Raw genomic sequence first — 23,967 nt, 5'->3', positions numbered from 1 at the left:
GATTCCGGCGTTGTGAAGCGGGACGCCGCCGAGCCGATGAGGGTGATCTCCGCCACCACGACCAAGTACAAGTCGGCCGGTCCGCTGGCCCGTCTCCAGGCCTTCCGGGCCCGGTGGCGGTACTGGCTGGACCGGCCGCTCACCCCGTACCTGCTGGTGCTCGGCAGCACCCTGCTGCTGGTCGTGCTCGGCCTGATGATGGTCTTCTCGGCCTCGCAGATCCTCGCCCTGAACCAGCACCACACGGCGCAGTACTACTTCCTCAAGCAGCTGATCGCGGCCATCCTCGGCCTGGTCCTGCTGATCGGCTTCGCCTCCGTCCCGGTGGCGGTGCTGCGGGTGATCACCTACCCGGTGATGATCGCGGTGATCGGCGCCCTCACCCTGGTCGCCATCCCCGGCATCGGGGTGCGGATCAACGGCAACCAGAACTGGCTGGATTTCGGCTTCTTCCAGTTCCAGCCCTCGGAGTTCGCCAAGCTCGCGCTGGTGCTCTGGGGCGCCGACCTGCTCGCCCGCAAGCAGAAGGCCGGCACCCTCAACTCGTGGAAGCACCTGCTGGTGCCGCTGGTGCCGGGGGCCCTGCTGCTGCTCGCGCTGATCATGTTCGGCGGCGACATGGGCACCTCGATGATCCTGGTGGCGATGCTGTTCGCGCTGCTCTGGATGGTCGGCGCGCCGCTGCGGCTGTTCGTGGCCACCGTCGGGGTGGCGGTGGTGGTCTGCACCGCGCTGGTGGTCACCGTCCCGCACCGGGCCGAGCGGCTGGGCTGCATCGGCGTCACCAAGCTCGACCCGGAGGGCGCCTGCTTCCAGGCCCTGCACGGCGTCTTCGCGTTCGCCAACGGCGGCGGCTTCGGTACCGGCCTCGGCGCCGGCGTGGAGAAATGGGGCCAGCTGCCCGAGGCGCACACCGACTTCATCTTCGCCGCGACCGGCGAGGAACTCGGTCTGGTGGGGACGCTGTCGGTGCTCGGTCTCTTCGCGGCACTAGGCTACGCGGGTATCCGTGTGGCCATCGGTACGAAGGACCCCTTCGTCAGGTACGCCGCGGGAGCCGCCACCACCTGGATCATGGCGCAGGCCATGATCAACCTGGGGTCGGCGCTGGGACTGCTGCCCATCGCGGGCGTCCCGCTCCCGCTGTTCTCCTACGGCGGTTCCGCCATGCTGTCGGCCATGTCCGCGATCGGTGTGCTGCTGTGCCTGGCGCGCAGCACCTCGGGCGCGAAGGCGGCCCTGGCCGCCCGGAGCAAGAACTCCCGGATCAGGAGACAACTGGCCCGGGTGCTGCCACGACGACGAACCACAGCGCGCCCGGCCCCGGGGCCGGCACGCAGGGAGCGGTGAATTTCGGTGCATGTCGTACTCGCCGGCGGGGGGACCGCCGGTCACATCGAGCCGGCCATGGCCCTCGCGGATGCCCTCCGCAGGCACGACCCGTCCGTCGGGATCACCGCCCTGGGCACCGAGCGCGGACTGGAGACCCGACTGGTACCCGAGCGCGGCTACCAGCTCGAGCTCATCCCGGCCGTCCCGCTGCCCCGCAAGCCCACCCCGGAGCTGATCACCGTCCCCGGCCGGCTGCGCGGCACCGTCCGGGCCGCCCAGGAGATCATCGAGCGGGTCAACGCGGACGCCGTGGTCGGCTTCGGCGGCTACGTCGCGATGCCCGCCTACCTGGCCGCCAAGCGGGCCGGGGTGCCGATCGTGGTGCACGAGGCGAACGCCCGCCCGGGCCTGGCCAACAAGATCGGCGCCCGCTACAGCGACTTCGTGGCGGTCTCCACGCCGGACAGCAAGCTGCGCGACTCCCGGTACATCGGCATCCCGCTGCGCCGGACCATCGCCACCCTGGACCGCGGCGCGGCCCGTCCGGAGGCCCGCCAGTACTTCGGCCTCGACCAGCGGCTGCCCACCCTGCTGGTCTCCGGCGGCTCCCAGGGCGCCCGCCGGCTCAACGAGACGATCACCGCGATCGCCCCGCGGCTCCAGCAGTACGGCGTGCAGATCCTGCACGCGGTCGGCCCGAAGAACGAGCTGCCGCAGGTGGCGGACGTCCCCGGGATGCCGCCGTACCGCCCGGTGCCGTACCTGGACCGGATGGACCTCGCCTACGCGGCCGCCGACATGATGCTCTGCCGGGCCGGCGCCATGACGGTGGCCGAGCTGGCGGCCGTCGGCCTGCCCGCCGCCTTCGTCCCGCTGCCGATCGGCAACGGCGAGCAGCGGCTGAACGCCCAGCCGATGGTCAAGGCCGGCGGCGGTCTGCTGGTGGACGACGCCGAGCTGACCCCGGACTGGGTGCTGCAGAACGTGCTGCCGGTGCTCACCGATCCGCAGCGGCTGTGGGACATGAGCCGTTCGGCCGCCGAGTTCGGCCGCCGGGACGCCGACGACCTGCTGGTCGGCATGGTCTACGAGGCCATCCAGGCCCACCGCGGCGGCCGCCGCCGTGGCTGACGGCCGGCTCGCCGACCCGCTGGAGGAGGAGCTGGAGGTGGAGGAGTCCGCTCCCCGCCTCCGGCTCTCCCGGCGGGGCATCGTGGTGCTGGGCGCGCTCGGCGCCGCGGTGCTCGGCGTGCTGGCCTGGCTGGTGTTCTTCTCCTCGGTCCTGGACGTGCGCACCGTCGCCGTCCAGGGCGCGGGCGACGACAAGCTGACGCCGGACCAGGTCCGCGAGGCGGTCGGCGGGCTCGGCGACGGGCCGCTGGCGCGGGTGGACCTGGACGGCGTCCGGCACCGGGTGGAGGGGATCCCCCGGGTGGCCAGGGCCGAGGTGTGGCGGGGCTGGCCGCACACCCTGCGGGTGAAGGTGGTCCAGCGCACGGCGGTGGCCGCGGTCAAGGGGGACGACGGCCGGTTCACCCAGGTCGACGCCGGGGGCGTGAGCTTCGCCACCGAACCGGCCCCGCCCGAGGGCGTCCCGGTGGTCGAGCTGCGACTCAGTCAGCAGGCGAACGACGTCGACGGGGTGATCTCCCGTCCGCAGCTGGTGCAGGGCGCGGTGGCGGTGGCCGCCGGGCTGCCGCCGGAGGTCGCCAAGCGGGTCGGCTCGGTGCTGGTGCACTCGTACGACGACATCCAGTTGCAGCTCAGCGGGGGTGCGACGGTGCGCTGGGGGAGTCCGGAGCAGATCGACCGCAAGGCCCGGGTCCTGGTCGCGCTCCTGAACCAGAAGGGCACGAACTTCGACGTGACGGCGCCGGAGGCGCCGGCGGTGTCGGGATGATCCGGTAGGTTCTCTGCCTGAGGGAGGGGTTGACGCCTTGAAGTGTCGGCCCGACTCTTGGTGGTCACCCCCGGTTTCCTAAGCCGGCCGATGATCACATAGGCTCAAAAGAAAAAGGGAAGCTCGGCGTGTTCGTTGAAACGCGTGCCTGGAGCCACCTAGTGTCCTGTGTCACCAGACTGTGTTTCCTGGTGATGTGACGGAGACACAGAACTAACCCTAAAGGTCAAGTTTAGGGTTGGGGTCGGCGGTCGGCATTTCGGACATTCAGTCAGAAACCAGGCTCCCTACCCATCGACATCCGTCGGTACGGCCCCGCCCCGGGTCGGGCCGACCCGGAAATTCGAGGCGAGAGGCCTTCGACGTGGCAGCACCGCAGAACTACCTCGCAGTCATCAAGGTCGTCGGAATCGGCGGCGGTGGTGTCAACGCCATCAACCGGATGATCGAGGTCGGTCTCAAGGGCGTCGAGTTCATCGCGATCAACACCGATGCGCAGGCCCTCCTGATGAGCGACGCCGACGTCAAGCTCGATGTGGGCCGTGAACTCACCCGGGGCCTCGGCGCCGGCGCCAACCCCGAGGTCGGCCGCAAGGCCGCCGAGGACCACCGCGAGGAGATCGAGGAGGTCCTCAAGGGGGCCGACATGGTCTTCGTGACCGCCGGCGAGGGCGGTGGCACGGGCACGGGCGGCGCGCCCGTCGTCGCCAACATCGCGCGCTCGCTGGGCGCCCTGACGATCGGCGTGGTCACCCGCCCCTTCACCTTCGAGGGCCGCCGCCGGGCCAACCAGGCCGAGGACGGCATCGCCTCCCTGCGCGAAGAGGTCGACACCCTCATCGTGATCCCCAACGACCGGCTGCTGTCCATCTCGGACCGCCAGGTCAGCGTCCTCGACGCGTTCCGCTCGGCCGACCAGGTCCTGCTCTCCGGTGTCCAGGGCATCACCGACCTGATCACCACCCCGGGTCTGATCAACCTCGACTTCGCCGACGTCAAGTCCGTCATGTCGGACGCCGGTTCGGCGCTCATGGGCATCGGCTCGGCCCGCGGTGAGGACCGCGCCAAGGCCGCCGCCGTGATGGCGATCTCCTCGCCGCTGCTGGAGGCCTCGATCGACGGCGCCCGCGGCGTGCTGCTGTCCATCTCGGGCGGCTCCGACCTCGGCCTGTTCGAGATCAACGAGTCGGCCCAGCTGGTCAGCGAGGCGGCGCACCCCGAGGCGAACATCATCTTCGGTGCCGTCATCGACGACGCGCTCGGCGACGAGGTCCGGGTCACCGTCATCGCGGCCGGCTTCGACGGCGGGCAGCCGCCGGCGATCGTCCGCGACCCGGTGGTCAAGTCCACCACCCCGGAGCGCCCGGCCACCCCGCCAGCCGCCCCGGAGCGCCCGGCCGGCCGCCCGTACGGGACGATCGGCTCGGTGACGTCCCGTTCGGAGGGCGAGTCCTCGACCACCACGTCGAGCCGGAGCGCCGAGACCTCGACCACCACGACCGCCTCCGCCCCGGTTCCGCCGCAGGTGCAGCCGGCCCGGCAGCCGTTCGTGGAGAGCCCGGCCGAGGAGCTCGACGTCCCGGATTTCCTTAAGTGATCGATCACGCGATCCGCGCGGGTGCTCACTTCGCCTTCACCTCACGGTGGGGCGGGGTGAGCACTTCGCCGTACGGGGAGCTCAACCTCGGCGGCGCGGTGGGGGACGACCCGGAGGCCGTGCGGGAGAACCGGGCGCTGGCCGCCCGGCGGCTGGGGCTCGACCCGGCCGACGTGGTGTGGATGAACCAGGTGCACGGCGCCGAGGTCGCGGTGGTGACCGAGCGCCAGCCGTTCGGGCAGGCCCCGACGGTGGACGCGGTGGTCTCCGACCGGCCGCTCGCGCTGGCGGTGCTGACCGCCGACTGCACCCCGGTGCTGCTGGCCGATCCGGTGGCGGGCGTGGTGGGCGCGGCCCACGCGGGCCGGCCCGGGCTGGCGGCCGGGGTGGTGCCCGCGGCCGTCCGGGCGATGGTCGAACTGGGCGCGGAGCCCTCGCGGATCACCGCCGCCACCGGGCCCGCGGTCTGCGGCCGCTGCTACGAGGTGCCGGCCGAACTGCGCGCCGAGGTCGCCGCGGTGGTGCCGGAGGCCTTCGCCGAGACGTCCTGGGGGACTCCGGCCCTGGACGTGCCGGAGGGAGTCGCGGCCCAGCTGGCCGCGGCGGGGGTCAAGGAGCTGGTGAGGTCACCGGTCTGCACCCTCGAATCCGCCGATCACTACTCCTATCGCCGCGAGCAGCGCACCGGCCGGCTCGCGAGCTACGTCTGGTTGGGCTCTGATCACTGATGACGAACGACATCTACGGACCGTTCCCGGGGAGCGCCGCGTTCGTGGCGGCGCTGACGGAGGGCCAGCGGGCCCGGTACGAGGAACTCGGCACCAACCTCGACGTGGTCGAGCGCCGGATCGCGGACGCGTGCGCGGCCGCCGGGCGCGCCCGGAGCGAGGTCACCCTGGTCGTCGTCACCAAGACCTACCCCGCCGAGGACACCGCGCTGCTGGCCGGACTCGGCGTGACGGACGTCGCGGAGAACCGTGACCAGGACGCCGCTCCCAAGGCGGAGCAGTGCAGAAACCTTCCTCTTGACTGGCACTTCGTCGGCCAGCTGCAGACCAACAAGGTCCGCTCGGTCGTCCGGTACGCGAACCACGTGCACTCGGTGGACCGGCTCCGGCTGGTCCAGTCGCTCTCCGCGGCGGTGCTCAAGTCGGAGCGCCCGGAGCTGGGTTGCCTGGTGCAGGTGGCGCTGGACAAGGCGTACGGGGAGGGTGAGCACCGGGCGGGGGTCGCGCCGGAGGACGTCGCGCAACTGGCCGACGCGATCGCCGACACGCCCGGGCTGCGGCTGGACGGTGTGATGACCGTCGCTCCGCTGGCGGGCCCGCTGGCCGGGGATCCGGCCCGCGCCTTCGATCGGCTGACGGAAATCGCAACCGCCGTACGGGCGGACCATCCGGCTGCCACCATGGTCTCCGCAGGGATGAGCGGCGACCTTGAGCAGGCGATTGCCGCCGGAGCGACACATGTGCGCGTCGGAACGGCGGTACTCGGAGTGAGGTCACCCCTCAGGTAACGTCACCGGGTAAGTAGATCAGACAGCAGGACAAAATAGGACAGAATCTAGCAGCTCTTCGGAGCGCTAGCGAACCGTGGATCGCAGCTCCGCGGCCCCCACTCCACGAAACTGACCGGCCGTCGGGCTGACGCGCCGTCGTGGAGGGGCCGCGGAATCCGCAGGCAGGGCCGTCATGTGCCCGGGTTGCCGGGACGGAGCCGGTCCTGACGGAGCGAGCGGAGCGAGCGACCATCAGAAGGTGCGCGCATCGCGAAGCCCGCCACCGAGCGTCAGCGAGGTGGCTATGAGCGGAGGAGACAGGAGCATGGCCGGCGCAATGCGCAAGATGGCGGTCTACCTCGGCCTCGTGGAGGACGAGACGTACGACGGCCAGGGGTACGACCCCGACGACGACTACGACGCGGACCCCGAGCCGATCCGGACGGGCCAGCGGACCGAGGACATCCCCCGGCCGGCCCCGGCTCCGGTGGCCGCCGCGCCCGCTCCGGTCTCCTCGATCGCCCCGCAGCCGGTGCCCGCGGCGGTGCCGATCCGACAGGAGACTCCGAGGATGGCCCCCGTGTCGTCCATCACACCCGAACGTCGCCACAACCTGGAGAAGAGCGCACCGGTGATCATGCCCAAGGTCGTGAACGAACGAGAGCCCTACCGCATCACCACGCTGCACCCCCGGACCTACAACGAGGCCCGTACCATCGGGGAACAGTTCCGCGGCGGCACCCCCGTGATCATGAATCTGACGGAGATGGACGACACCGACGCGAAGCGCCTCGTAGACTTCGCCGCTGGACTCGTCTTCGGTCTGCACGGCAGTATCGAGCGCGTGACACAGAAGGTGTTCCTGCTGTCGCCTGCTAACGTCGATGTCACGGCGGAGGACAAGGCTCGGATCGCCGAGGGTGGGTTCTTCAACCAGAGCTGACCCGGCCACGACTTTACGTGTGGATCTGATCAACAGTGGTTTAGCGACAGGTGACGAGCGGCAGGCCCGAGGGATCGGGACCGGGGAGAGGGAAACGCGATGGACATCGTGTGGGCGGTGCTCTACTACGCCCTGACCGTCTTCCTGGTGTTCCTGCTCGTACGACTGGTCATGGACTGGGTCTTCCAGTTCGCGCGTTCGTGGCGGCCCGGCAAGGCCATGGTCCTGGTCCTGGAGGCCACGTACACTGTCACGGATCCGCCGCTCAAGCTTCTTCGGCGGCTCATTCCGCCGTTGCGTTTCGGGGGCGTGGCGCTCGACCTGTCCTTCTTCGTACTGATGATCATTGTGTATGTCCTGATCTCGCTTGTGCACCCCTAGTCGTAGGTGAGCGATGCGACAGGATGCCGGTGTGCCGACGATCACGTTGAGGTGAAGAGATGCCATTGACCCCCGAGGACGTTCGGAACAAGCAGTTCACGACCGTCCGCCTGCGTGAAGGCTATGACGAGGACGAGGTCGATGCCTTCCTCGACGAGGTCGAGGCGGAGCTGACCCGCCTCCTCCGGGAGAACGAGGACCTGCGCGCCAAGCTGGCCGCGGCGACTCGTGCCGCCGCGCAGAACCAGGCCAACCTGCGCAAGGAGCCGCAGCAGGACGCGCCCCGACAGGGCGGCGCTCCGGTGCCGGCCGCCATATCCGGTCCGCCGGTCCCCGGCCAGCAGGGTCCGGGCGGCCCGCAGCAGATGGGCCCCGGTGGTCCGCAGCAGATGGGTCCGGGTGGTCCGCAGCAGATGGGCCCCGGCGGCCCGCAGCAGCAGATGGGCAACCAGCCCCTCGGCCTGCCCGCCGGATCCGCCCCGCAGCTTCCCGCTGCCGGCGGCCCGCAGCAGCAGCAGATGAACCAGACCATGGGCGGCCAGCAGCAGCTGGTCCAGCCGATGGGCGGTCAGATGCTCCAGCCCATGGGCGGTCCCGGTGGCCCGCAGCAGATGGGCAACCCGATGGGCCAGGGCATGGGCCAGCAGCAGATGCAGCCGATGGGCGGCCCCATGGGCGGCCCGCAGCAGCAGCAGATGCAGCCGATGGGCGCCCCGATGCAGCAGCAGGGCCCCGGTGGCGACAGCGCGGCCCGCGTGCTGGCGCTCGCTCAGCAGACCGCCGACCAGGCGATCTCCGAGGCCCGCTCCGAGGCCAACAAGATCGTCGGCGAGGCGCGCAGCCGGGCCGAGGGCCTGGAGCGCGACGCCCGTGCGAAGGCCGACGCGCTGGAGCGGGACGCGCAGGAGAAGCACCGCGTCGCGATGGGCTCGCTGGAGTCGGCGCGGGCCACGCTGGAGCGCAAGGTCGAGGACCTGCGGGCGTTCGAGCGTGAGTACCGCACCCGTCTGAAGTCGTACCTGGAGACCCAGCTGCGTCAGCTGGAGTCGCAGGCCGACGACTCGCTCGCCCCGCCGCGGATCCCCGCCACCGCGTCGCTGCCGCCGGCGGCCTCGTCGATGGCTCCGGCCGGTGCCGGCGCGATGAGCGGCGGTGCGCCGAGCTTCGGTGGCGGCCAGCCGTCCTTCGGGGGCAACTCGCCGTCCTTCGGCGGGAACAGCTCCTTCGGTGGCAACTCCTCGGCGCCGAGCTTCGGCGGCCAGTCGACCGGTGGCAACAGCGGTGCTCCGCAGATGCAGCCGGCCGGGATGACCCAGCCGATGGCGGCCGTCCGTCCGCAGCCGCCGCAGCCGATGCAGCAGGCTCCGGCGCCGATGCGGGGCTTCCTGATCGACGAGGACGGCGACAACTGAGGTTGTAGCAGCGCCTTCCGAGAGCGCCCCCTTTCCGACCCACGGGTCGGGGAGGGGGCGCTCTTCTGTGTGGGGGGGCGTGCGGGGAGGGGAAGCGCTGCGGCCGGGGGCGTGGGGAACCGGGCGGGGGCGTGCGGGAGCCGGGGTGGCTGCGGGGCTTGGGCGGGTACGGCGAAGCCGCCGTCACCCCGGGGTGACGGCGGCTTCGTTGTCGGGCGGTCAGGCCTTGCGGAGCTGGAAGGCCAGGCCGAGCGACTCGTCGGCGAAGGTCTCGGACTCCCAGTCGGCGGCACCGGCGGCGAAGTCGGTGGCGAGGACCTCCTCGGCGACGAGGGGACCGTGCTCGGCGATCGCCTCGGCGGTCTCCTCCGAGGCGGCGCGCCAGCGCAGGACGATGCGGTCGGCGACGTCCAGGCCGGAGTTCTTGCGGGCCTCCTGGATCTGGCGGATGGCGTCGCGGGCGATGCCGAGCCGCTTGAGCTCCGGGGTGATGGCCAGGTCGAGGGCGACGGTGGCGCCGGACTCGTTGGCGACGGCCCAGCCCTCGCGCGGGGTCTCGGTGATGATCACCTCGTCCGGGGAGAGGGCGACCGTCTCGCCGTCCAGCTCGACCGAGGTCTCGCCGGTGGCGCGCAGTTCGGCGGCCAGGCGGGCGGCGTCGGTGGCGGCGACCGCCTTGGCGACGTCCTGCACGCCCTTGCCGAAGCGCTTGCCCAGCGCGCGGAAGTTGGCCTTGGCGCTGGTGTCGACCAGCGAGCCGCCGACCTCCGCCAGCGACTCCAGGGTGGAGACGTTGAGCTCCTCGGCGATCTGCGCGCGCAGGTCGGCCGGCAGCTCCTCCCAGCCCTGGGCGGCGACCAGCGCGCGGGACAGCGGCTGACGGGTCTTCACGCCGGACTCGGCGCGGGTGGCCCGGCCCAGCTCGACCAGGCGGCGGACCAGCGCCATGTGCCGGGAGAGCTCGGTGTCGATCAGCGACTCGTCGGCCTCCGGCCAGGTGGCCAGGTGCACCGAGGCCGGGGCCTCCGGGGCGACCGGGACGACCAGGTCCTGCCAGACCCGCTCGGTGATGAACGGGGTGAGCGGGGCCATCAGACGGGTGACCGTCTCCAGCGCCTCGTGCAGCGTGGCGAGCGCGGCGGCGTCGCCCTGCCAGAAGCGGCGGCGGCCGCGGCGGACGTACCAGTTGGACAGGTCGTCGACGAAGCCGGACAGCAGCTTGCCGGCGCGCTGGGTGTCGTACGCCTCGTAGGCCGCGTCGACCTCGCGGACCAGGGTGTTCAGCTCGGAGAGCACCCAGCGGTCCAGCTGCGGGCGGTCGGCCGGGGCCGGGTCGCTCGCCGAGGGCGCCCAGTTCGAGGTGCGGGCGTACAGGGCCTGGAAGGCGACGGTGTTCCAGTAGGTGAGGAGGGTCTTGCGGACCACCTCCTGGATGGTGCCGTGGCCGACCCGCCGGGCCGACCAGGGCGAGCCGCCGGCCGCCATGAACCAGCGGACGGCGTCGGCGCCGTGCTGGTCCATCAGCGGGATCGGCTGGAGGATGTTGCCCAGGTGCTTGGACATCTTGCGGCCGTCCTCGGCGAGGATGTGGCCCAGGCAGACGACGTTCTCGTAGCTGTTCTTGTCGAACACCAGGGTGCCGATCGCCATCAGCGTGTAGAACCAGCCGCGGGTCTGGTCGATCGCCTCGGAGATGAACTGCGCCGGGTAGCGCTTCTCGAACAGCTCCTTGTTCTGGTACGGGTAGCCGTACTGGGCGAAGGGCATCGAGCCCGAGTCGTACCAGGCGTCGATGACCTCGGGCACGCGGGTGGCGGTGCCGCCGCAGTCGCGGCAGTCGAAGGTCACCGCGTCGATGTACGGGCGGTGCGGGTCGAGGCCGCTCTGGTCGGTGCCGGTGAGCTCGGACAGCTCGGCCAGCGAGCCGACGCAGGTGAGGTGGCCCTCCTCGCAGCGCCAGATCGGCAGCGGGGTGCCCCAGTAGCGGTTGCGGCTGAGCGCCCAGTCGATGTTGTTGTTCAGCCAGTCGCCGAAGCGGCCGTGCTTGACCGTGTCCGGGAACCAGTTGGTGGCCTCGTTCTCACGGATCATCGCGTCCTTGACGGCGGTGGTCCGGATGTACCAGGACGGCTGCGCGTAGTAGAGCAGTGCGGTGTGGCAGCGCCAGCAGTGCGGGTAGCTGTGCTCGTACGGCAGGTGGCGGAAGAGCAGGCCGCGCTCCTTGAGGTCCGCGACCAGGTCCTCGTCGGCCTTCTTGAAGAACTGGCCGCCGACCAGCGGGACCTCGGGGGCGAAGGTGCCGTCGCCGAGCACCGGGTTGACCACCGGCAGGCCGTACCGGCGGCAGGTCGCGAGGTCGTCCGCGCCGAAGGCGGGGGACTGGTGGACGATGCCGGTGCCGTCCTCGGTGGTGACGTACTCGGCGGTGACGACGTAGTGGGCGTTCTCGATCTCGACCAGGTCGAAGGGGCGGCGGTAGGCCCAGCGCTCCATCTCGGCGCCGGTGAAGGACTCGCCGGTGGTCTCCCAGCCCTCGCCGAGCGCCTTGGCGAGCAGCGGCTCGGCGACGACGAGCCGCTCGTTCCCGTCGGTGGCCACCACGTAGGTGACCTCCGGGTGGACGGCGGCGGCGGTGTTGGAGACCAGGGTCCACGGGGTGGTGGTCCAGACCAGCAGGGCGGCCCGGTCGGCCAGCGGGCCGCTGGTCAGCGGGAAGCGGACGAAGACCGAGGGGTCGACCACGGTCTCGTAGCCCTGGGCCAGCTCGTGGTCCGAGAGGCCGGTGCCGCAGCGCGGGCACCAGGGGGCGACGCGGTGGTCCTGGACCAGCAGGCCCTTGTCGAAGATCTGCCGCAGCGACCACCAGACGGACTGGACGTACGACGGGTCCATCGTCCGGTAGGCCTCGTCGAGGTCGACCCAGTACCCCATGCGGGTGGTCAGCTCGGTGAAGGCGTCGGTGTGGCGGGTGACCGACTCACGGCACCTGGCGTTGAACTCGGCGATGCCGTACGCCTCGATGTCCTGCTTGCCGGAGAAGCCCAGCTCCTTCTCGACGGCGAGCTCGACCGGCAGGCCGTGGCAGTCCCAGCCGGCCTTGCGGGCGACGTGGTAGCCCTTCATGGTCCGGAAGCGCGGGAAGACGTCCTTGAAGACGCGGGCCTCGATGTGGTGGGCGCCGGGCATGCCGTTGGCGGTCGGCGGGCCCTCGTAGAACACCCACTCGGGGCGGCCCTCGGACTGCTCCAGGCTGCGCTGGAAGATCTTGTTGTCCTGCCAGAACGACAGGATCTGGTGCTCCAGGGCAGGCAGATCCACCTGCGCGGGGACGGGGTTGTAGGTGCTGGCCATCGCGGCGTCTACCTCCGGCGGATGCTGGGACTGGATCCTCCGGAGGGACGAGACGGACCAGGCCGCCCCGCGGTACCACCCTCCTTGGCCGCGGTACTGCTGTTCGCGGCCCTCTTGTTTGGGCTTGCTGCCGGGTCTAGTGGGCCGCTGCGGCATCGCGGCGGCCGTTCTTCCGGCGGCTCCGGGGTGATCTTCCCGCCGTGCACACCCCCGGGCTCGCACCGTCCCCGGGTCGCTGGTGGCTGCGTACGTCGGTACTCGTCCCATCTGCGCCTTGCAGGCCCAGTGTATCGGCCGGGCGAGTCGGTTTGTCCAAAGCGTTTCCCGGCGGGCGGTCCGCGGGCGCGCCGGCGGGCGCCCCGGGAGTGCTCCGGCCATGCTCCGGGAGCGCTTCGGGAGCACTCCGGGGGCGTGCGGCGGCGGAGGTTAGCCGGAGTCGATCTGGGCACAAATCCATGAGCGCACGGGGCGTGACGGTTGGGGCGGCTGCCTGGGTGGGAACGTTATGAGGCGTCGGTATGTCATGTTGTGACCGGTTTTGATCGGGATTATCGTTCCGGCACTGGAAGCCGCCGGGAACCGGCGGCTCGATTCGTTCGTAGATGGGGTCGAAAGCCATGGCTGAGAAGGGAACCGGCGCGGGTACCGCCACCAAGCGGGCACGCAAGGCCGTGGCGGTCGACCCAGGGGAGGGGACCGTGACCACTACCGCACCGAAGAACGGCACCGACACCGTCACCGCGCCGCGCGGCGCCGAGTCCGTGGACCCGGCCACGCTGCCGGTCCGGCCGGGCGAGGACCCGTGGACCACCGAGGAGGTCCACGAGCTGCACGACGAGCTGATCAGCGAGCTGGACCGGCTCCGCAGCGAGATCGACGCCGCCGAGGCGGCCATCTCCGGCCTGATGCGCGACTCCAACGACGGAGCCGGCGACGACCAGGTGGACGCCGGTACGAAGAACATCTCGCGGGAGAGCGAACTGGCGCTGGCCAACAACGCGCGCGACAGCCTGGCGCAGACCGAGCGCGCGCTGGAGCGGCTGGAGGGCGTCGGCTTCGGCACCTGCGAGTCCTGCGGGCAGGCCATCGGCAAGGCCCGGATGCAGGCCTTCCCCCGGGCGACGCTCTGTGTGCAGTGCAAGGCCAAGCAGGAACGCCGCTGACCAGGGCGGCCGGAGGGACGCGAGGGGTCGGGCTTGCCGTACGCTCGACCCCGTAACGTCGCCTGAAGGATGCCGCCTGACGCGTTCGTGAACGCGGGCAGGCCATCACCGGCCCACCACCCTCCCCCTCCTGCGGACCGGGGGAGCTCCACCGGCAGCGGAGCGGATCATCAGCACGCAAGGTTCCCCCCAGACCCGGGACGACGCCGTCCCGACCCCCGCCGATGCCGTGGAGGTGCCCGTGGCCGAGCCGACCGGGGCGTCCGCGGACACCACGACGGACGGGAAGCCCAAGGGTCCGCGGCGGATCGGCGTGCTGCTGGTCGTCGCGGTGCTCGCCCTCCTGATCGACCTCGGCAGCAAGCTGCTGGTGGTCGCCCGGCTGGAGAACCACCCGGCGATCAAGGTGATCGGGGACGTGCTCACCCTCCAGGTGATCCGGAACTCGGGCGCGGCCTTCGGGATGGGGCAGGCGCTGACCGTCGTCTTCACGGTGATCGCCTCCTCCGTCATCGTGGTGATCTGGCGGATCGCCCGGAAGCTGTACAGCCTGCCCTGGGCGATCGCGCTCGGGCTGCTGCTCGGCGGGGCGCTCGGCAACCTCACCGACCGGCTGTTCCGCGCGCCCGGGGTCTTCCGCGGCCACGTGGTGGACTTCGTCTCCGTCCAGTACTTCGCGGTCTTCAACCTCGCGGACTCGGCGATCGTCTGCGGCGGAATCCTGGTGGTCCTGCTCTCCTTCCGGGGCAGCAACCCGGACGGGACCGTCCACCAGGAGGTCGAGAAGGCCGGGAAGGCCGGGAAGCCGGAGCAGGGCGAGAAGTAGCGCCGGACCGCCGGCGGGCGGGGGAGGGCCGCGGTTCCGGCATACTCGTACGGGTGAGTACCGCAGCGCAGATCCGCAGCCTCCCCGTTCCCGACGGCCTGGAGGGCGAGCGCCTCGACGCCGCCCTGGCCCGGATGTTCGGCTTCTCCCGGACCAAGGCCGCCGAGCTGGCCGCCGACGGCAAGGTGATGATCGACGGCGCCGTGGCCGGCAAGTCGGACCGGGTGACCGCCGGCTCCTGGCTGGAGGTCGAGATCCCCGCCCCGGCCGCGCCGGTGCGGATCGTCGCCGAGCCCGTCGAGGGCATGCGCATCGTGCACGACGACGAGGACATCGTCCTGATCGACAAGCCGGTCGGCGTCGCCGCGCACCCCAGCCCGGGCTGGACCGGCCCCACCGTGATCGGCGGACTGGCCGCGGCCGGGTACCGGATCTCCACCTCGGGCGCCGCCGAGCGCCAGGGCATCGTGCACCGGCTGGACGTCGGCACCTCCGGGCTGATGGTCGTCGCCAAGTCCGAGCGCGCGTACACCGACCTCAAGCGGCAGTTCCACGACCGGATCACCGAGAAGCGCTACCACACGCTGGTGCAGGGCCACCCGGACCCGATGAGCGGGACGGTGGACGCGCCGATCGGGCGGCACCCCAGCTCGGACTGGAAGTGGGCCGTCACCCGCGACGGCAAGGCGTCGATCACCCACTACGACCTGATCGAGGCGTACCGGGCCGCGTCGCTGCTGGCGATCAAGCTGGAGACCGGGCGCACCCACCAGATCCGCGTCCACATGTCCGCGCTGCGGCACCCCTGCGTGGGCGACCTCACGTACGGCGCCGACCCCACGCTGGCCAAGCGTCTGGGGCTGACCCGGCAGTGGCTGCACGCGGTGTCGCTCGGCTTCGAGCACCCGGCGGACGGGCAGTGGGTCGAGTTCTCCAGCGAGTACCCGGAGGACCTGAAGAAGGCGCTGGACATCATCGCGGCGGAGAGCTGAGATGACGGCCGCCGAGGTGCCGGCCGTCACCGTCCGGGTCGTCGACGGGGAGGCGGACCTGGAGCTGGCGCGGGCCGTCCGGCGCGAGGTCTTCGTCGTCGAGCAGAACGTGCCCGAGGAGCTGGAGTACGACGAGTACGACGCGACCTCGGTGCACCTGCTGGCCGTCGGGGCCGACGGGGCCGCGCTGGGGACGGCGCGGCTGATCTTCGGCGAGCAGGCGCGCGGGCTCACCGGGGGCGTCGAGGGGCGCGTGCTGCTCGGGCGGCTCGCGGTCGTCGCGGCGGCCCGGGGGACGGGGCTGGGCGCGGAGCTCGTCCGGGCCGTCGAGGCCGCGGGGGCCGAGCGCGGGGGCGTGGAGGTCGAGCTGCACGCGCAGGTGCAGGCGCTCGGGTTCTACGAGCGGCTGGGGTACGTGGCCGAGGGGCCGGTGTACGACGACGCCGGGATACCGCACCGGACGATGACACGGGTGCTGTAGGACCCGCTCTGATCGCGCGGTTCCCCGCGCCCCTGTCCGGGGCGCGGGGAACTCCGCTTTTCGGGGCTTCGCCGGCGGGGCCGGGCGCCGGTCAGGTGTCGGTGGTGCGGAGGCGGGGGAGCGCGTGGGGGTGCTCGTCGCGCAGGTGGGCGATGAGCTGCTCGCGGATGTCGAAGCGGAGCCGGGCGGCGTCGTCGGGGGTGCGGGCGGTCATGGTGGCGCGGACGACGATGGTGCTGGGCGTGGTGTCGGTGACGTCGAGGGCCCACTCGCCGCCGTCCCAGAGCGGGTGCCGGTCGAGGCGGGCGCGCAGGGTGGTGCGCAGCTCGTCCACCCGGGTGGTGTGGTCGAGGTGGAGCAGGACGGCGGCGAGCAGGCCGGGGTCGCGGCGGGTCCAGTTCTCGAAGGGCTTGTTGACGAAGTACGAGACCGGGACGATCAGCCGGCGGTAGTCCCAGAGCCGGACCACCAGGTAGCTGAGGGTGATCTCCTCGACGGTGCCCTGTTGCCCGTCCACCACGACGGTGTCGCCGATCCGGACGGTGTCGCCGAAGGCGATCTGGAGGCCGGCGAAGAAGTTGCCCAGGGTGCTCTGGGCGGCGATGCCGGCCACGATGCCGATGATGCCCGCCGAGGCGAGCAGGCTGGCGCCGATGGTGCGCATGGCGGAGAAGGTCAGCAGCATCACGGCCACCGTGACCACGACGATCAGCGCGTCGGCCGCCCGGCGCAGCATGCTGATCTGGGTGCGCACCCGCTGGACCCGGGCCGGGTCGTCGACGCGGCTCTCGTACCGGCTGAGCAGGGCCTCCAGGACGGCGGCCACCACGCGGACGGTGAGCCAGCCCAGCGAGGCGAGCAGGAGCAGCAGGAGCAGGTGCTGGGCGCCGTCGTCGTGCTTCAGGTGGAAGATCCGTTGGAGCGGCTTGGCGGCGAGCAGCAGGGCCGACACGACGGCGAGCTGGAGCGGGATCCGGCAGCGGCGCAGGAGCGGCCAGACCGGTGCCGACGGTTGGCGGGCGGCGATCCGCTGGAGGGCCTGGTCGACGATCCAGCCGATCGCCAGGGTGGCGGCGACGGTGGCGAGCAGCGAGAGCAGCGGCCGGAGCATGCGCCGTACGATACCCGGGCACAGTGGGGCGAAGCGGACGTAACGGCGCGGGGCTCGGGTGACACCCCGGGCGGTGCTTCCAGGGGGTGCCTTTATCGGACGCCTACCCGGACGGCGGATACGATCAGCGGCCATGGAGTTCGGTGGGGCATGGCGTCGCTGGCGCGCCCGGGGAACAACGGTCAGACACAGGCTGCTGGCCGGGGCGGTGGCCCTGGCGGCCGTGGCCGCGGCCGGCACCGCGACGGTGGCGTCCGGCGGTGAGCAGGCGGTCCGTCAGGAGGACCGTTTCCTCAGCATGCCGGAGACGCCCGGCAGCGCCCAGCAGGTCCAGCTGGACACCTCCTTCTTCACCACCGGCGGCGGTCCGCGCCCGGCGGTGCTGCTCGCCCACGGCTTCGGCGGCTCCAAGGAGGGCGAGCGGCAGCGCGCCGAGCAGCTGGCCCGGCAGGGGTACGCGGTGCTGACCTGGTCGGCGCGCGGCTTCGGGCACTCGGGCGGGAAGATCGGCCTGAACGCGCCCGACCGCGAGGTCGAGGACGTCAAGCACCTGGTGGACTGGCTGGCCCAGCGGCCCGAGGTGCAGCTGGACGGGCCCGGCGACCCGAAGGTCGGCATCACCGGCGCCTCGTACGGCGGGGCGGTCTCGCTGCTGGCCTCCGCGTACGACCACCGGATCGACGCGGTGGCCACCCAGATCACCTGGTGGAACCTGGCCGACGCGCTGTTCCCGCAGGGCGTGCAGGGCTCGGGCGCGGCGGACGGCGTGTTCAAGAAGCTGTGGGCCGGGATCTTCTTCACCACCGGCTCGGCCGGGGACCTCGGGCCCTCCGGGGAGGCGCCGCGGGAGAGCGGCGGCCCCGGGCCGAAGGCGGACGGGCCGGTCGGCTGCGGGCGGTTCCTGGAGTCGCTCTGCCAGATGTACGACCGGGTCGCCACCGCCGGGCACGCCGACCCGGAGGCCGTCGCGCTGCTGGACCGCTCCAGCCCGTCCTCGGTGGCGGCGCAGCTCAAGGCGCCGACGCTGGTGGTGCAGGGGCAGCAGGACTCGCTGTTCCCGCTGGACCAGGGCGACCGGATCGCCAAGGCGGTGGCCGCCAACGGCGCACCCGTGGCGGTCGACTGGTTCGCCGGCGGCCACGACGGCGGGACGGACACCAGCGCCCGGGTCGACGACCGGGTCACCGCCTGGTTCGACCACTACTTGAAGGGCCGCGGCAACGACACCGGCGCCGACTTCCGGGTCACCCGCACCGGCGGGGTCGACTCGACCGGCTTCCAGGCCGTGCTGCGCGGGGCCACCGCCGACCGGTACCCGGGCCTGGGCGGGACCGGCTCGCGGACCGTCGAACTGGCCGGTAGCGAGCAGACCCTCGCCAACCCGCCCGGCGGCGCGCCGCCCGGCATCTCGACGCTGCCCGGCGTCGGCGCGCTCAGCCAGGCCGCCTCGCTGGGCGCCGGGCTCTCGCTGGACTTCCCCGGCCAGAACGCCGCCTTCGACTCGGCGCCGCTGGACTCGCCGCTGCACCTGACCGGGCAGCCGACCGTCCCGGTGCGGGTGACGGCCGACCGGCCGGACGCGGTGCTGTTCGCGAAGCTGTACGACGTCGGCCCGGACGGCAAGGCGGTGCTGCCGCAGCAGCTGGCCGCCCCGCTGCGGGTCACCGGCGCGGACGCCGGGCAGACCGTCACGGTGGCGCTGCCGACCGTGGACCACACCTTCCCGGCCGGGCACCGGGTGCGGCTGGTGCTGGCGAGCACCGACCTCGCGTACGCCTCGCCGGTCGAGCCGGCCACCTACCGGGTGGCGCCGGCCGGGGCGCTCACCGTGCCCACCGTCGAGGAGCTGGTCACCGAGGCGGCGCCGCTGCCCGCGCGGACCTGGCTGCTGCCGGTGATCGCCGTCCTGGCGGCCGCGGCCCTGCTGCTGGCACCGCGGCTGCGGCGCCGGCGGGCCGCCGCCGGGCCCGGCTTCGACCCGGAGCTGGCCGCCGTGCCGCTGCTGATCAGCGGGCTGAGCAAGCGCTACAAGGGCGCCCAGGACCGCTACGCCGTACGGGAGCTGGGCTTCCGGGTGGAGCGGGGGCAGGTGCTCGGACTGCTCGGGCCGAACGGCGCCGGCAAGACCACCACGCTGCGGATGCTGATGGGACTGATCCGGCCGGACGCCGGGGAGATCAGGATCTTCGGGCACCTGGTGCGGCCCGGCGCGCCGGTGCTGTCGCGGGTCGGGGCGTTCGTGGAGGGCGCGGGCTTCCTGCCGCACCTCACCGGGCGGGCCAACCTGCGGCTGTACTGGCAGGCGACCGGACGGCCGGAGGCCGACGCGCGCTTCGACGAGGCGCTGGCCATCGCCGGGCTCGGCGAGGCGCTGGACCGCGCGGTGCGGACGTACTCGCAGGGCATGCGGCAGCGGCTGGCGATCGCGCAGGCGATGCTCGGGATGCCGGACCTGCTGATCCTGGACGAGCCGACCAACGGGCTGGACCCGCCGCAGATCCGGGAGATGCGCGAGGTGATGATCCGGTACGCGGCCGGCGGGCGGACCGTGATCGTGTCGAGCCACCTGCTGTCCGAGGTCGAGCAGAGCTGCACGGACCTGGTGGTGATGGACCGCGGGCGGCTGGTCACGGCCGGCCCGGTCGCGGACATCGTGGGCGCCGGCGAGCTGCTGATGATCGGCATCGCCGAGCCGTACGACCCGGCCTCGGTGGCCGACAAGGTGGCCGCGCTGGCCGGGGTCGGCTCGGCGGAGGCCGTCGAGGGCGGACTGCTGGTGCGGCTGGACGGACTGGCGGCCAGCGAGCTGCTGGCCGAACTGGTGCGGCTGGAGGTGCCGGTGGAGAGCGCCGGGCCGCAGCGGCGGCTGGAGGACGCGTTCCTGTCGTTGATCGGAGGTGGAGCGTGAGTGCCGTGACGAAGGACCACACGGAGCCGGAGGGCCGGGTCGGGCCGGAGGACCGCATCGGGTCGATGGACCACGCCGAGGGGTACCGGGCGGGCCGGACGCTGCCGCTGCGGGTGGAGGCGGTGCGGCAGCTGCGCCGGCGCCGCACGATGGTGATCGGCGGGGTGCTGGCCGCCATGCCGTTCGTCATCCTGGCCGCGTTCCAGCTCGGCGGCACCCCGGGCCGGCCGGACCGGACCACCTTCATCGAGCTGGCCACCGCCTCGGGGGCCAACTTCGCCGTCACCATGCTGTTCGTCGGCACCGGCTTCATGCTGGTCATCCCGGTCGCGCTGTTCTGCGGGGACACCGTCGCCTCCGAGGCCAGCTGGTCCTCGCTGCGCTACCTGCTGGCCGCGCCGGTGCCCCGGGCCCGGCTGCTGGCCCGCAAGTTCGCCGTCGGGCTGGGGTTCTCGGCGGTGGCGGTGGTGATGCTGCCCGCGATCGGGCTGGTCGTCGGCACCGCGGCGTACGGCTGGGGGGACCTCAAGCTGCCCGCCGGGGTCAGCCTGCCGGCCGGGCAGGCGCTGCCCCGGATCGCCATCGCGGTGGCCTTCGTGTTCCTCAGCGAGATCGTGATCGCGGCGCTGGCGTTCTGGCTCTCCACGGCGACGGACGCGCCGCTGGGCGCCGTCGGCGGCGCGGTGTTCGCGTCGATCATCACCGGGGTGCTGGACGCCGTCACCGCGCTCGGCGACCTGCGGGAGTGGCTGCCGGCGCACTGGCAGTACTCCTGGGCGGACGCCCTGCAGCCGCAGCTGGAGTGGGGCGGCATGGTGCAGGGCGTCTCGCTGTCGCTCTCGTACGCGGTGGTGCTGCTGGCGCTGGCGTTCCGGGGGTTCGCGCGCAAGGACGTGGTGTCGTAGCCGGGCGTGGGGCTGGGGCCGGAGGCGGGGGCGGACGTGGGGCCGGAGGCGGGGGCGCGGGGTTCGGCGGGGGATGCGGGATCATGGGTGGGTAGCTGACCTCCCTGGTGAAGGACCCGAACCGTGGCCCAGATCGTCCTCTTCCACTCCGCCTACGGGCTGCGCCCCGCCGTGCACGCCGCCGCCGAGCGGCTGCGCGCCGCCGGGCACACCGTGCACACGCCGGACCTGTTCGACGGGCGGACCTTCGAGTCCGTCGAGGAGGCGCAGGAGTTCCAGGAGGAGCTCGGCGGCCGCGACGAGCTGCTGCGCCGGGCGGTGACGGCGGCCGCGCCGGTGTCCGACGGCGGGCTGGTGTACGCCGGCTTCTCGCTCGGCGGCGCGGTGGCGCAGAACCTGGCGCTGGCCGACGACAAGGCGCGCGGGCTGCTGCTCCTGCACGGCACCTCCGACCTGCGGGAGGACGCGGTCACCGAGATCCCGGTGCAGCTGCACATCGCGGAGCCGGACCCGTTCGAGCCGGAGGACTGGCTGAACGCCTGGTACCTGCGGATGCGCCGGGCCGGGGCGGAGGTGGAGGTGCACCGCTACCGGGGCGCCGGGCACCTGTTCACCGACCCGTCGCTGCCGGACTACGACGAGGACGCGGCCGAGCGGGCCTGGGCGGCCTCGCTGGACTTCCTGGCGGAGCTGGACGGCTGACGGCTGACGGCCGACGGAGGGGCGGAGCACGGAACCGCCCGCCCGGACGGGGATCCGGGCGGGCGGGGCGGAGGCGGGCGGGGTCAGGCCGGCGTGGGCTTGATCATGGCGAAGGGGGCGCCCTGCGGGTCGGCGACGACCGTCATCCGGCCGGCCATCATGTCGAAGGGCGGGGCGAGGACGGTGCCGTTGCGCTTGACCAGGGCGTCCACGGTGGAGTCGACGTCGTCGACCGCGAAGTAGGTCAGCCAGTGGGCCGGGGTGCCGGGCGGGTCGTTGGCGAGCAGGGTGGCGCCGCCCACCGCCTTGCCGCCGACCTGCAGCACCCAGTACGAGTCCACGCCCGGCATCGGCTCGATCTCGATGCCGAACGCCTCGCCGTAGAAGCCGGTGGCAGCCGGGATGTCGCTGGTGTGCAGTTCGTTCCAGGTCAGCGCGCCGGGCTCGTTGACGACCTGGGCGCCGAAGAACTCGCCCGGCTGCCAGACGCCGAAGACCGCGCCCTGCGGGTCGGCGGCGATCAGCATCCGGCCCAGGTCGCCGACGTCCATGACCGGGACGAGCAGGGTGCCGCCGGCGGCGACGATCGCGTCCTGGGTGGCCTGGGCGTCGGTGCTGGCCAGGTAGCTGGTCCAGACGGTGGGCGGCTCCGGCATCCCCTCGGGGGCCGACGCCGGGCCGATGCCGGCCGCGGCCTTGCCGTCGAGCGTGCAGACGGCGTAGCCGCCGAACTCGGCCGGGCCGGCCTGCCCCTGCCAGCCGAGGAGGTCGCGGTAGAAGTCCAGTGCGGCCTGCTGGTCCTTGGCCATCAGGTCGACCCAACACGGGGTGCCGGTCGCGTACGGGGTGGTGACTTCGGGCATGATCGCCCTTTCTGGTGAGGGGTCCCTGCCGGTCACCATCTCCTCGTGCACCGTGGTTCGCCACTCGAGACACCGCCCCGGCCGCCGGCTCGGTCGAGGCCTCGGGCGAGGGCAGGGGTGAGGGCCCGGGCGGCGGCCCGGGCGGGGTCGACCCCGATGGCCGTACCGGTGCGCCCGTTCGAGCGGCGGTCGGGTCGACACCGTGTGCGGCGGCACCGGCCGATGGTTCGAGCACTGACGCTTCTGTGTGGCACCACCAGCCCCTGTGCCGGCGCGTCGGGCGCCGGCCGCTCGCCACCGGAGGCAACCCCTTGAGAAAGAGCCACTGGACCAGTCGACGGTTCACCGCCGCCGTCGTCGGCGCGACCGCGACGGCGGTCGTCCTCTCCCCGGCCGGGGCCGGAGAGGCCTTCGCGGCCCGGGCCTGCTTCGAGCGGTCCGTCGAGCCGTACACCTCGGTGGTCGACAGCCACCTGCACTTCCGGCCCTTCGGCGGACCGGCGATCCCCTTCGAGGAGATGACCGACTACCTGCGCAAGAGCGGGGTCCGCTACGCGAACATGTTCGGCATCGGGCAGGTGCTGCCCGCCGACTCCGACTGCGTGTACTACCTCGACTGTCCCGGCACGCCCGTACGGCCGAGGATGCGCAACGATTTCGCCAACGCCGAGAGCCTGCGCGAGTTCCGGCCGACCGACCCGGACCTCACGCTCTCCATGACGTTCATGGACCTGCACCACCCCGAGACCGTCCCGCCCGGGATCGAGCTGCTGGACCGCGAGTACCCGGGGATGTTCCGCTGGGCCGGCGAGGTCAACGTCGTCAAGCAGGCGCTGTTCCCGAACCTCGCCGAGCCGGCCACCAGCGAGGACATCCCGAACTGGGCGCCGTTCATGAAGGTGTTCCGCGAGCGGGGGCTCCCCGTCACCTTCCACTCCGACCTCGGCAACGACGTCGAGCCGACGAAGTACCTGCACCTGATGGAGGAGATCCTCGCGCAGTACCCCGACAACAAGATCGTCTGGGCGCACATGGGCCTCTCGAAGGAGCTCTCCCACATGGACCCGGACGAGCACATCCGCATCCTGGAGCGGCTGCTCGACCAGCACCCCAACCTGACCGTGGACCTGAGCTGGCGGGTGCTGGAGGACCAGTACTTCAGCCTGCCCGGCGTACGGCAGAAGTACGCGTCCTTCCTCGACCGCCACCCGACCCGGGCGATCACGGGGACGGACTTCGTGGCGGCGCGGAACAAGGACTACGCGGTGTACGAGCAGGAGTTGGAAGTCACCAGCCGGATCAACCGCGCGCTCGGGGACGAGGCCTTCCGGGACATCGCGCTCGGCCAGAACTACTTCCGGCTGCTGGGCCTGAAGGCCAAGGCGCCCAAGGTCTGCCCGTCCGGCGCCAAGCCGGTCGGCAAGGACGCGACGTACCCGAGCCCGCCCGGGCAGCCCGCCGGCGTGGTCGACGAGGACTGAGCAACTCGCGGACGGCGGTCGGCCGTTGACGTGGCCCCGCGCGCCGGGGGGCGCGAGGGGGCCCCGCCCCGGCGGGCGGGGGGGGGGGGGGTGCGGACGGGTGGGTGAAAGCGAGCCGGGG

At 72.4% G+C, this 23,967-nt stretch carries 20 protein-coding genes; 17 read left to right on the top strand and 3 right to left on the bottom strand.

Features of this window, described 5'->3' with window-relative positions:
- Positions 1–12 precede the first annotated feature (12 nt).
- The 9 genes from ftsW (at position 13) to ACWDCZ_RS25840 (ending at position 9,063) form a co-directional block, all read left to right on the top strand.
- On the top strand, positions 13–1,350 hold the full coding sequence (ftsW, locus tag ACWDCZ_RS25880) for a putative lipid II flippase FtsW (protein WP_375874002.1): 1,338 nt from the start codon (positions 13–15) through the stop codon (positions 1,348–1,350).
- Between the two features lie 6 nt (positions 1,351–1,356).
- Entirely contained in the window at positions 1,357–2,463 is a 1,107-nt protein-coding gene (gene murG / locus ACWDCZ_RS25875) for an undecaprenyldiphospho-muramoylpentapeptide beta-N-acetylglucosaminyltransferase (protein ID WP_049649525.1), read from the top strand.
- Entirely contained in the window at positions 2,456–3,232 is a 777-nt protein-coding gene (locus ACWDCZ_RS25870; protein WP_049649526.1) for a cell division protein FtsQ/DivIB, read from the top strand. The genes murG and ACWDCZ_RS25870 overlap by 8 nt, the downstream gene beginning before the upstream one ends.
- 364 nt (positions 3,233–3,596) lie before the next feature.
- Positions 3,597–4,829 (top strand): cell division protein FtsZ, encoded by a 1,233-nt coding sequence (gene ftsZ / locus ACWDCZ_RS25865; protein WP_049649527.1) that lies wholly within the window; start codon positions 3,597–3,599, stop codon positions 4,827–4,829.
- Positions 4,826–5,557 carry a peptidoglycan editing factor PgeF gene (pgeF, locus tag ACWDCZ_RS25860; protein ID WP_449817082.1) on the top strand — a complete coding sequence of 244 codons (732 nt, stop codon included), beginning with the start codon at positions 4,826–4,828 and terminating at the stop codon, positions 5,555–5,557. The genes ftsZ and pgeF overlap by 4 nt, the downstream gene beginning before the upstream one ends.
- Positions 5,557–6,345, top strand: coding sequence for a YggS family pyridoxal phosphate-dependent enzyme (locus ACWDCZ_RS25855; protein WP_079271769.1), 789 nt, complete (start codon positions 5,557–5,559; stop codon positions 6,343–6,345). The genes pgeF and ACWDCZ_RS25855 overlap by 1 nt, the downstream gene beginning before the upstream one ends.
- A 307-nt stretch (positions 6,346–6,652) precedes the next feature.
- Positions 6,653–7,270 (top strand): cell division protein SepF, encoded by a 618-nt coding sequence (locus tag ACWDCZ_RS25850; protein WP_049649528.1) that lies wholly within the window; start codon positions 6,653–6,655, stop codon positions 7,268–7,270.
- Between the two features lie 99 nt (positions 7,271–7,369).
- A complete protein-coding gene (locus tag ACWDCZ_RS25845) occupies positions 7,370–7,651 on the top strand; it encodes a YggT family protein (RefSeq protein ID WP_030060143.1) in 282 nt (93 codons plus the stop codon).
- Between the two features lie 59 nt (positions 7,652–7,710).
- Positions 7,711–9,063, top strand: a complete 1,353-nt coding sequence (locus tag ACWDCZ_RS25840; protein ID WP_117487433.1) for a DivIVA domain-containing protein — start codon at positions 7,711–7,713, stop codon at positions 9,061–9,063.
- A gap of 219 nt (positions 9,064–9,282) precedes the next feature.
- On the opposite strand, the gene ileS is transcribed toward ACWDCZ_RS25840, so the two are convergent.
- Positions 9,283–12,414, bottom strand: a complete 3,132-nt coding sequence (ileS, locus tag ACWDCZ_RS25835; RefSeq protein WP_049649530.1) for an isoleucine--tRNA ligase — start codon at positions 12,412–12,414, stop codon at positions 9,283–9,285.
- 698 nt (positions 12,415–13,112) lie between these two features.
- Between ileS and ACWDCZ_RS25830 the strand changes: the two genes are divergently transcribed.
- The 4 genes from ACWDCZ_RS25830 (at position 13,113) to ACWDCZ_RS25815 (ending at position 15,876) form a co-directional block, all read left to right on the top strand.
- Positions 13,113–13,577: a TraR/DksA family transcriptional regulator gene (locus tag ACWDCZ_RS25830; RefSeq protein WP_234348203.1), complete on the top strand. Its 465-nt coding sequence runs from the start codon at positions 13,113–13,115 to the stop codon at positions 13,575–13,577.
- A gap of 241 nt (positions 13,578–13,818) precedes the next feature.
- Entirely contained in the window at positions 13,819–14,403 is a 585-nt protein-coding gene (gene lspA, locus ACWDCZ_RS25825; protein ID WP_449817081.1) for a signal peptidase II, read from the top strand.
- Positions 14,404–14,456: 53 nt separating this feature from the next.
- Positions 14,457–15,395 (top strand): RluA family pseudouridine synthase, encoded by a 939-nt coding sequence (locus ACWDCZ_RS25820; RefSeq protein ID WP_049649532.1) that lies wholly within the window; start codon positions 14,457–14,459, stop codon positions 15,393–15,395.
- A 1-nt stretch (position 15,396) separates the two neighbouring features.
- On the top strand, positions 15,397–15,876 hold the full coding sequence (locus ACWDCZ_RS25815) for a GNAT family N-acetyltransferase (RefSeq protein ID WP_049649533.1): 480 nt from the start codon (positions 15,397–15,399) through the stop codon (positions 15,874–15,876).
- Positions 15,877–15,967: 91 nt separating this feature from the next.
- Here the strand turns inward: ACWDCZ_RS25815 and ACWDCZ_RS25810 are convergent, their stop codons facing one another.
- Positions 15,968–16,987 carry a mechanosensitive ion channel family protein gene (locus ACWDCZ_RS25810; RefSeq protein ID WP_049649534.1) on the bottom strand — a complete coding sequence of 340 codons (1,020 nt, stop codon included), beginning with the start codon at positions 16,985–16,987 and terminating at the stop codon, positions 15,968–15,970.
- A 133-nt stretch (positions 16,988–17,120) separates the two neighbouring features.
- Here ACWDCZ_RS25810 and ACWDCZ_RS25805 point away from each other — a divergent pair, with 133 nt between their 5' ends.
- The 3 genes from ACWDCZ_RS25805 to ACWDCZ_RS25795 all read left to right on the top strand — a co-directional run bounded on the left by ACWDCZ_RS25805 (position 17,121) and on the right by ACWDCZ_RS25795 (position 21,502).
- The gene (locus ACWDCZ_RS25805; RefSeq protein WP_449817080.1) at positions 17,121–19,895 is read left to right on the top strand and encodes an alpha/beta fold hydrolase; all 2,775 of its coding nucleotides are present in this window, start codon (positions 17,121–17,123) and stop codon (positions 19,893–19,895) included.
- 65 nt (positions 19,896–19,960) lie between these two features.
- Positions 19,961–20,800 (top strand): ABC transporter permease, encoded by an 840-nt coding sequence (locus tag ACWDCZ_RS25800; protein WP_049649556.1) that lies wholly within the window; start codon positions 19,961–19,963, stop codon positions 20,798–20,800.
- Between the two features lie 123 nt (positions 20,801–20,923).
- Positions 20,924–21,502: a dienelactone hydrolase family protein gene (locus ACWDCZ_RS25795; RefSeq protein WP_074000919.1), complete on the top strand. Its 579-nt coding sequence runs from the start codon at positions 20,924–20,926 to the stop codon at positions 21,500–21,502.
- An 83-nt stretch (positions 21,503–21,585) separates the two neighbouring features.
- Here ACWDCZ_RS25795 and ACWDCZ_RS25790 read toward each other — a convergent pair whose 3' ends face one another.
- Positions 21,586–22,365: a VOC family protein gene (locus ACWDCZ_RS25790; RefSeq protein ID WP_049649537.1), complete on the bottom strand. Its 780-nt coding sequence runs from the start codon at positions 22,363–22,365 to the stop codon at positions 21,586–21,588.
- 311 nt (positions 22,366–22,676) lie between these two features.
- Here ACWDCZ_RS25790 and ACWDCZ_RS25785 point away from each other — a divergent pair, with 311 nt between their 5' ends.
- On the top strand, positions 22,677–23,846 hold the full coding sequence (locus ACWDCZ_RS25785; protein ID WP_387819632.1) for an amidohydrolase family protein: 1,170 nt from the start codon (positions 22,677–22,679) through the stop codon (positions 23,844–23,846).
- Positions 23,847–23,967: the final 121 nt, after the last annotated feature.

It is taken from the genome of Kitasatospora sp. NPDC001225 (assembly GCF_053597855.1).
The sequence above is the reverse complement of the archived record's forward strand: the minus strand, read 5'-3'. Positions and strand labels throughout refer to the sequence as shown.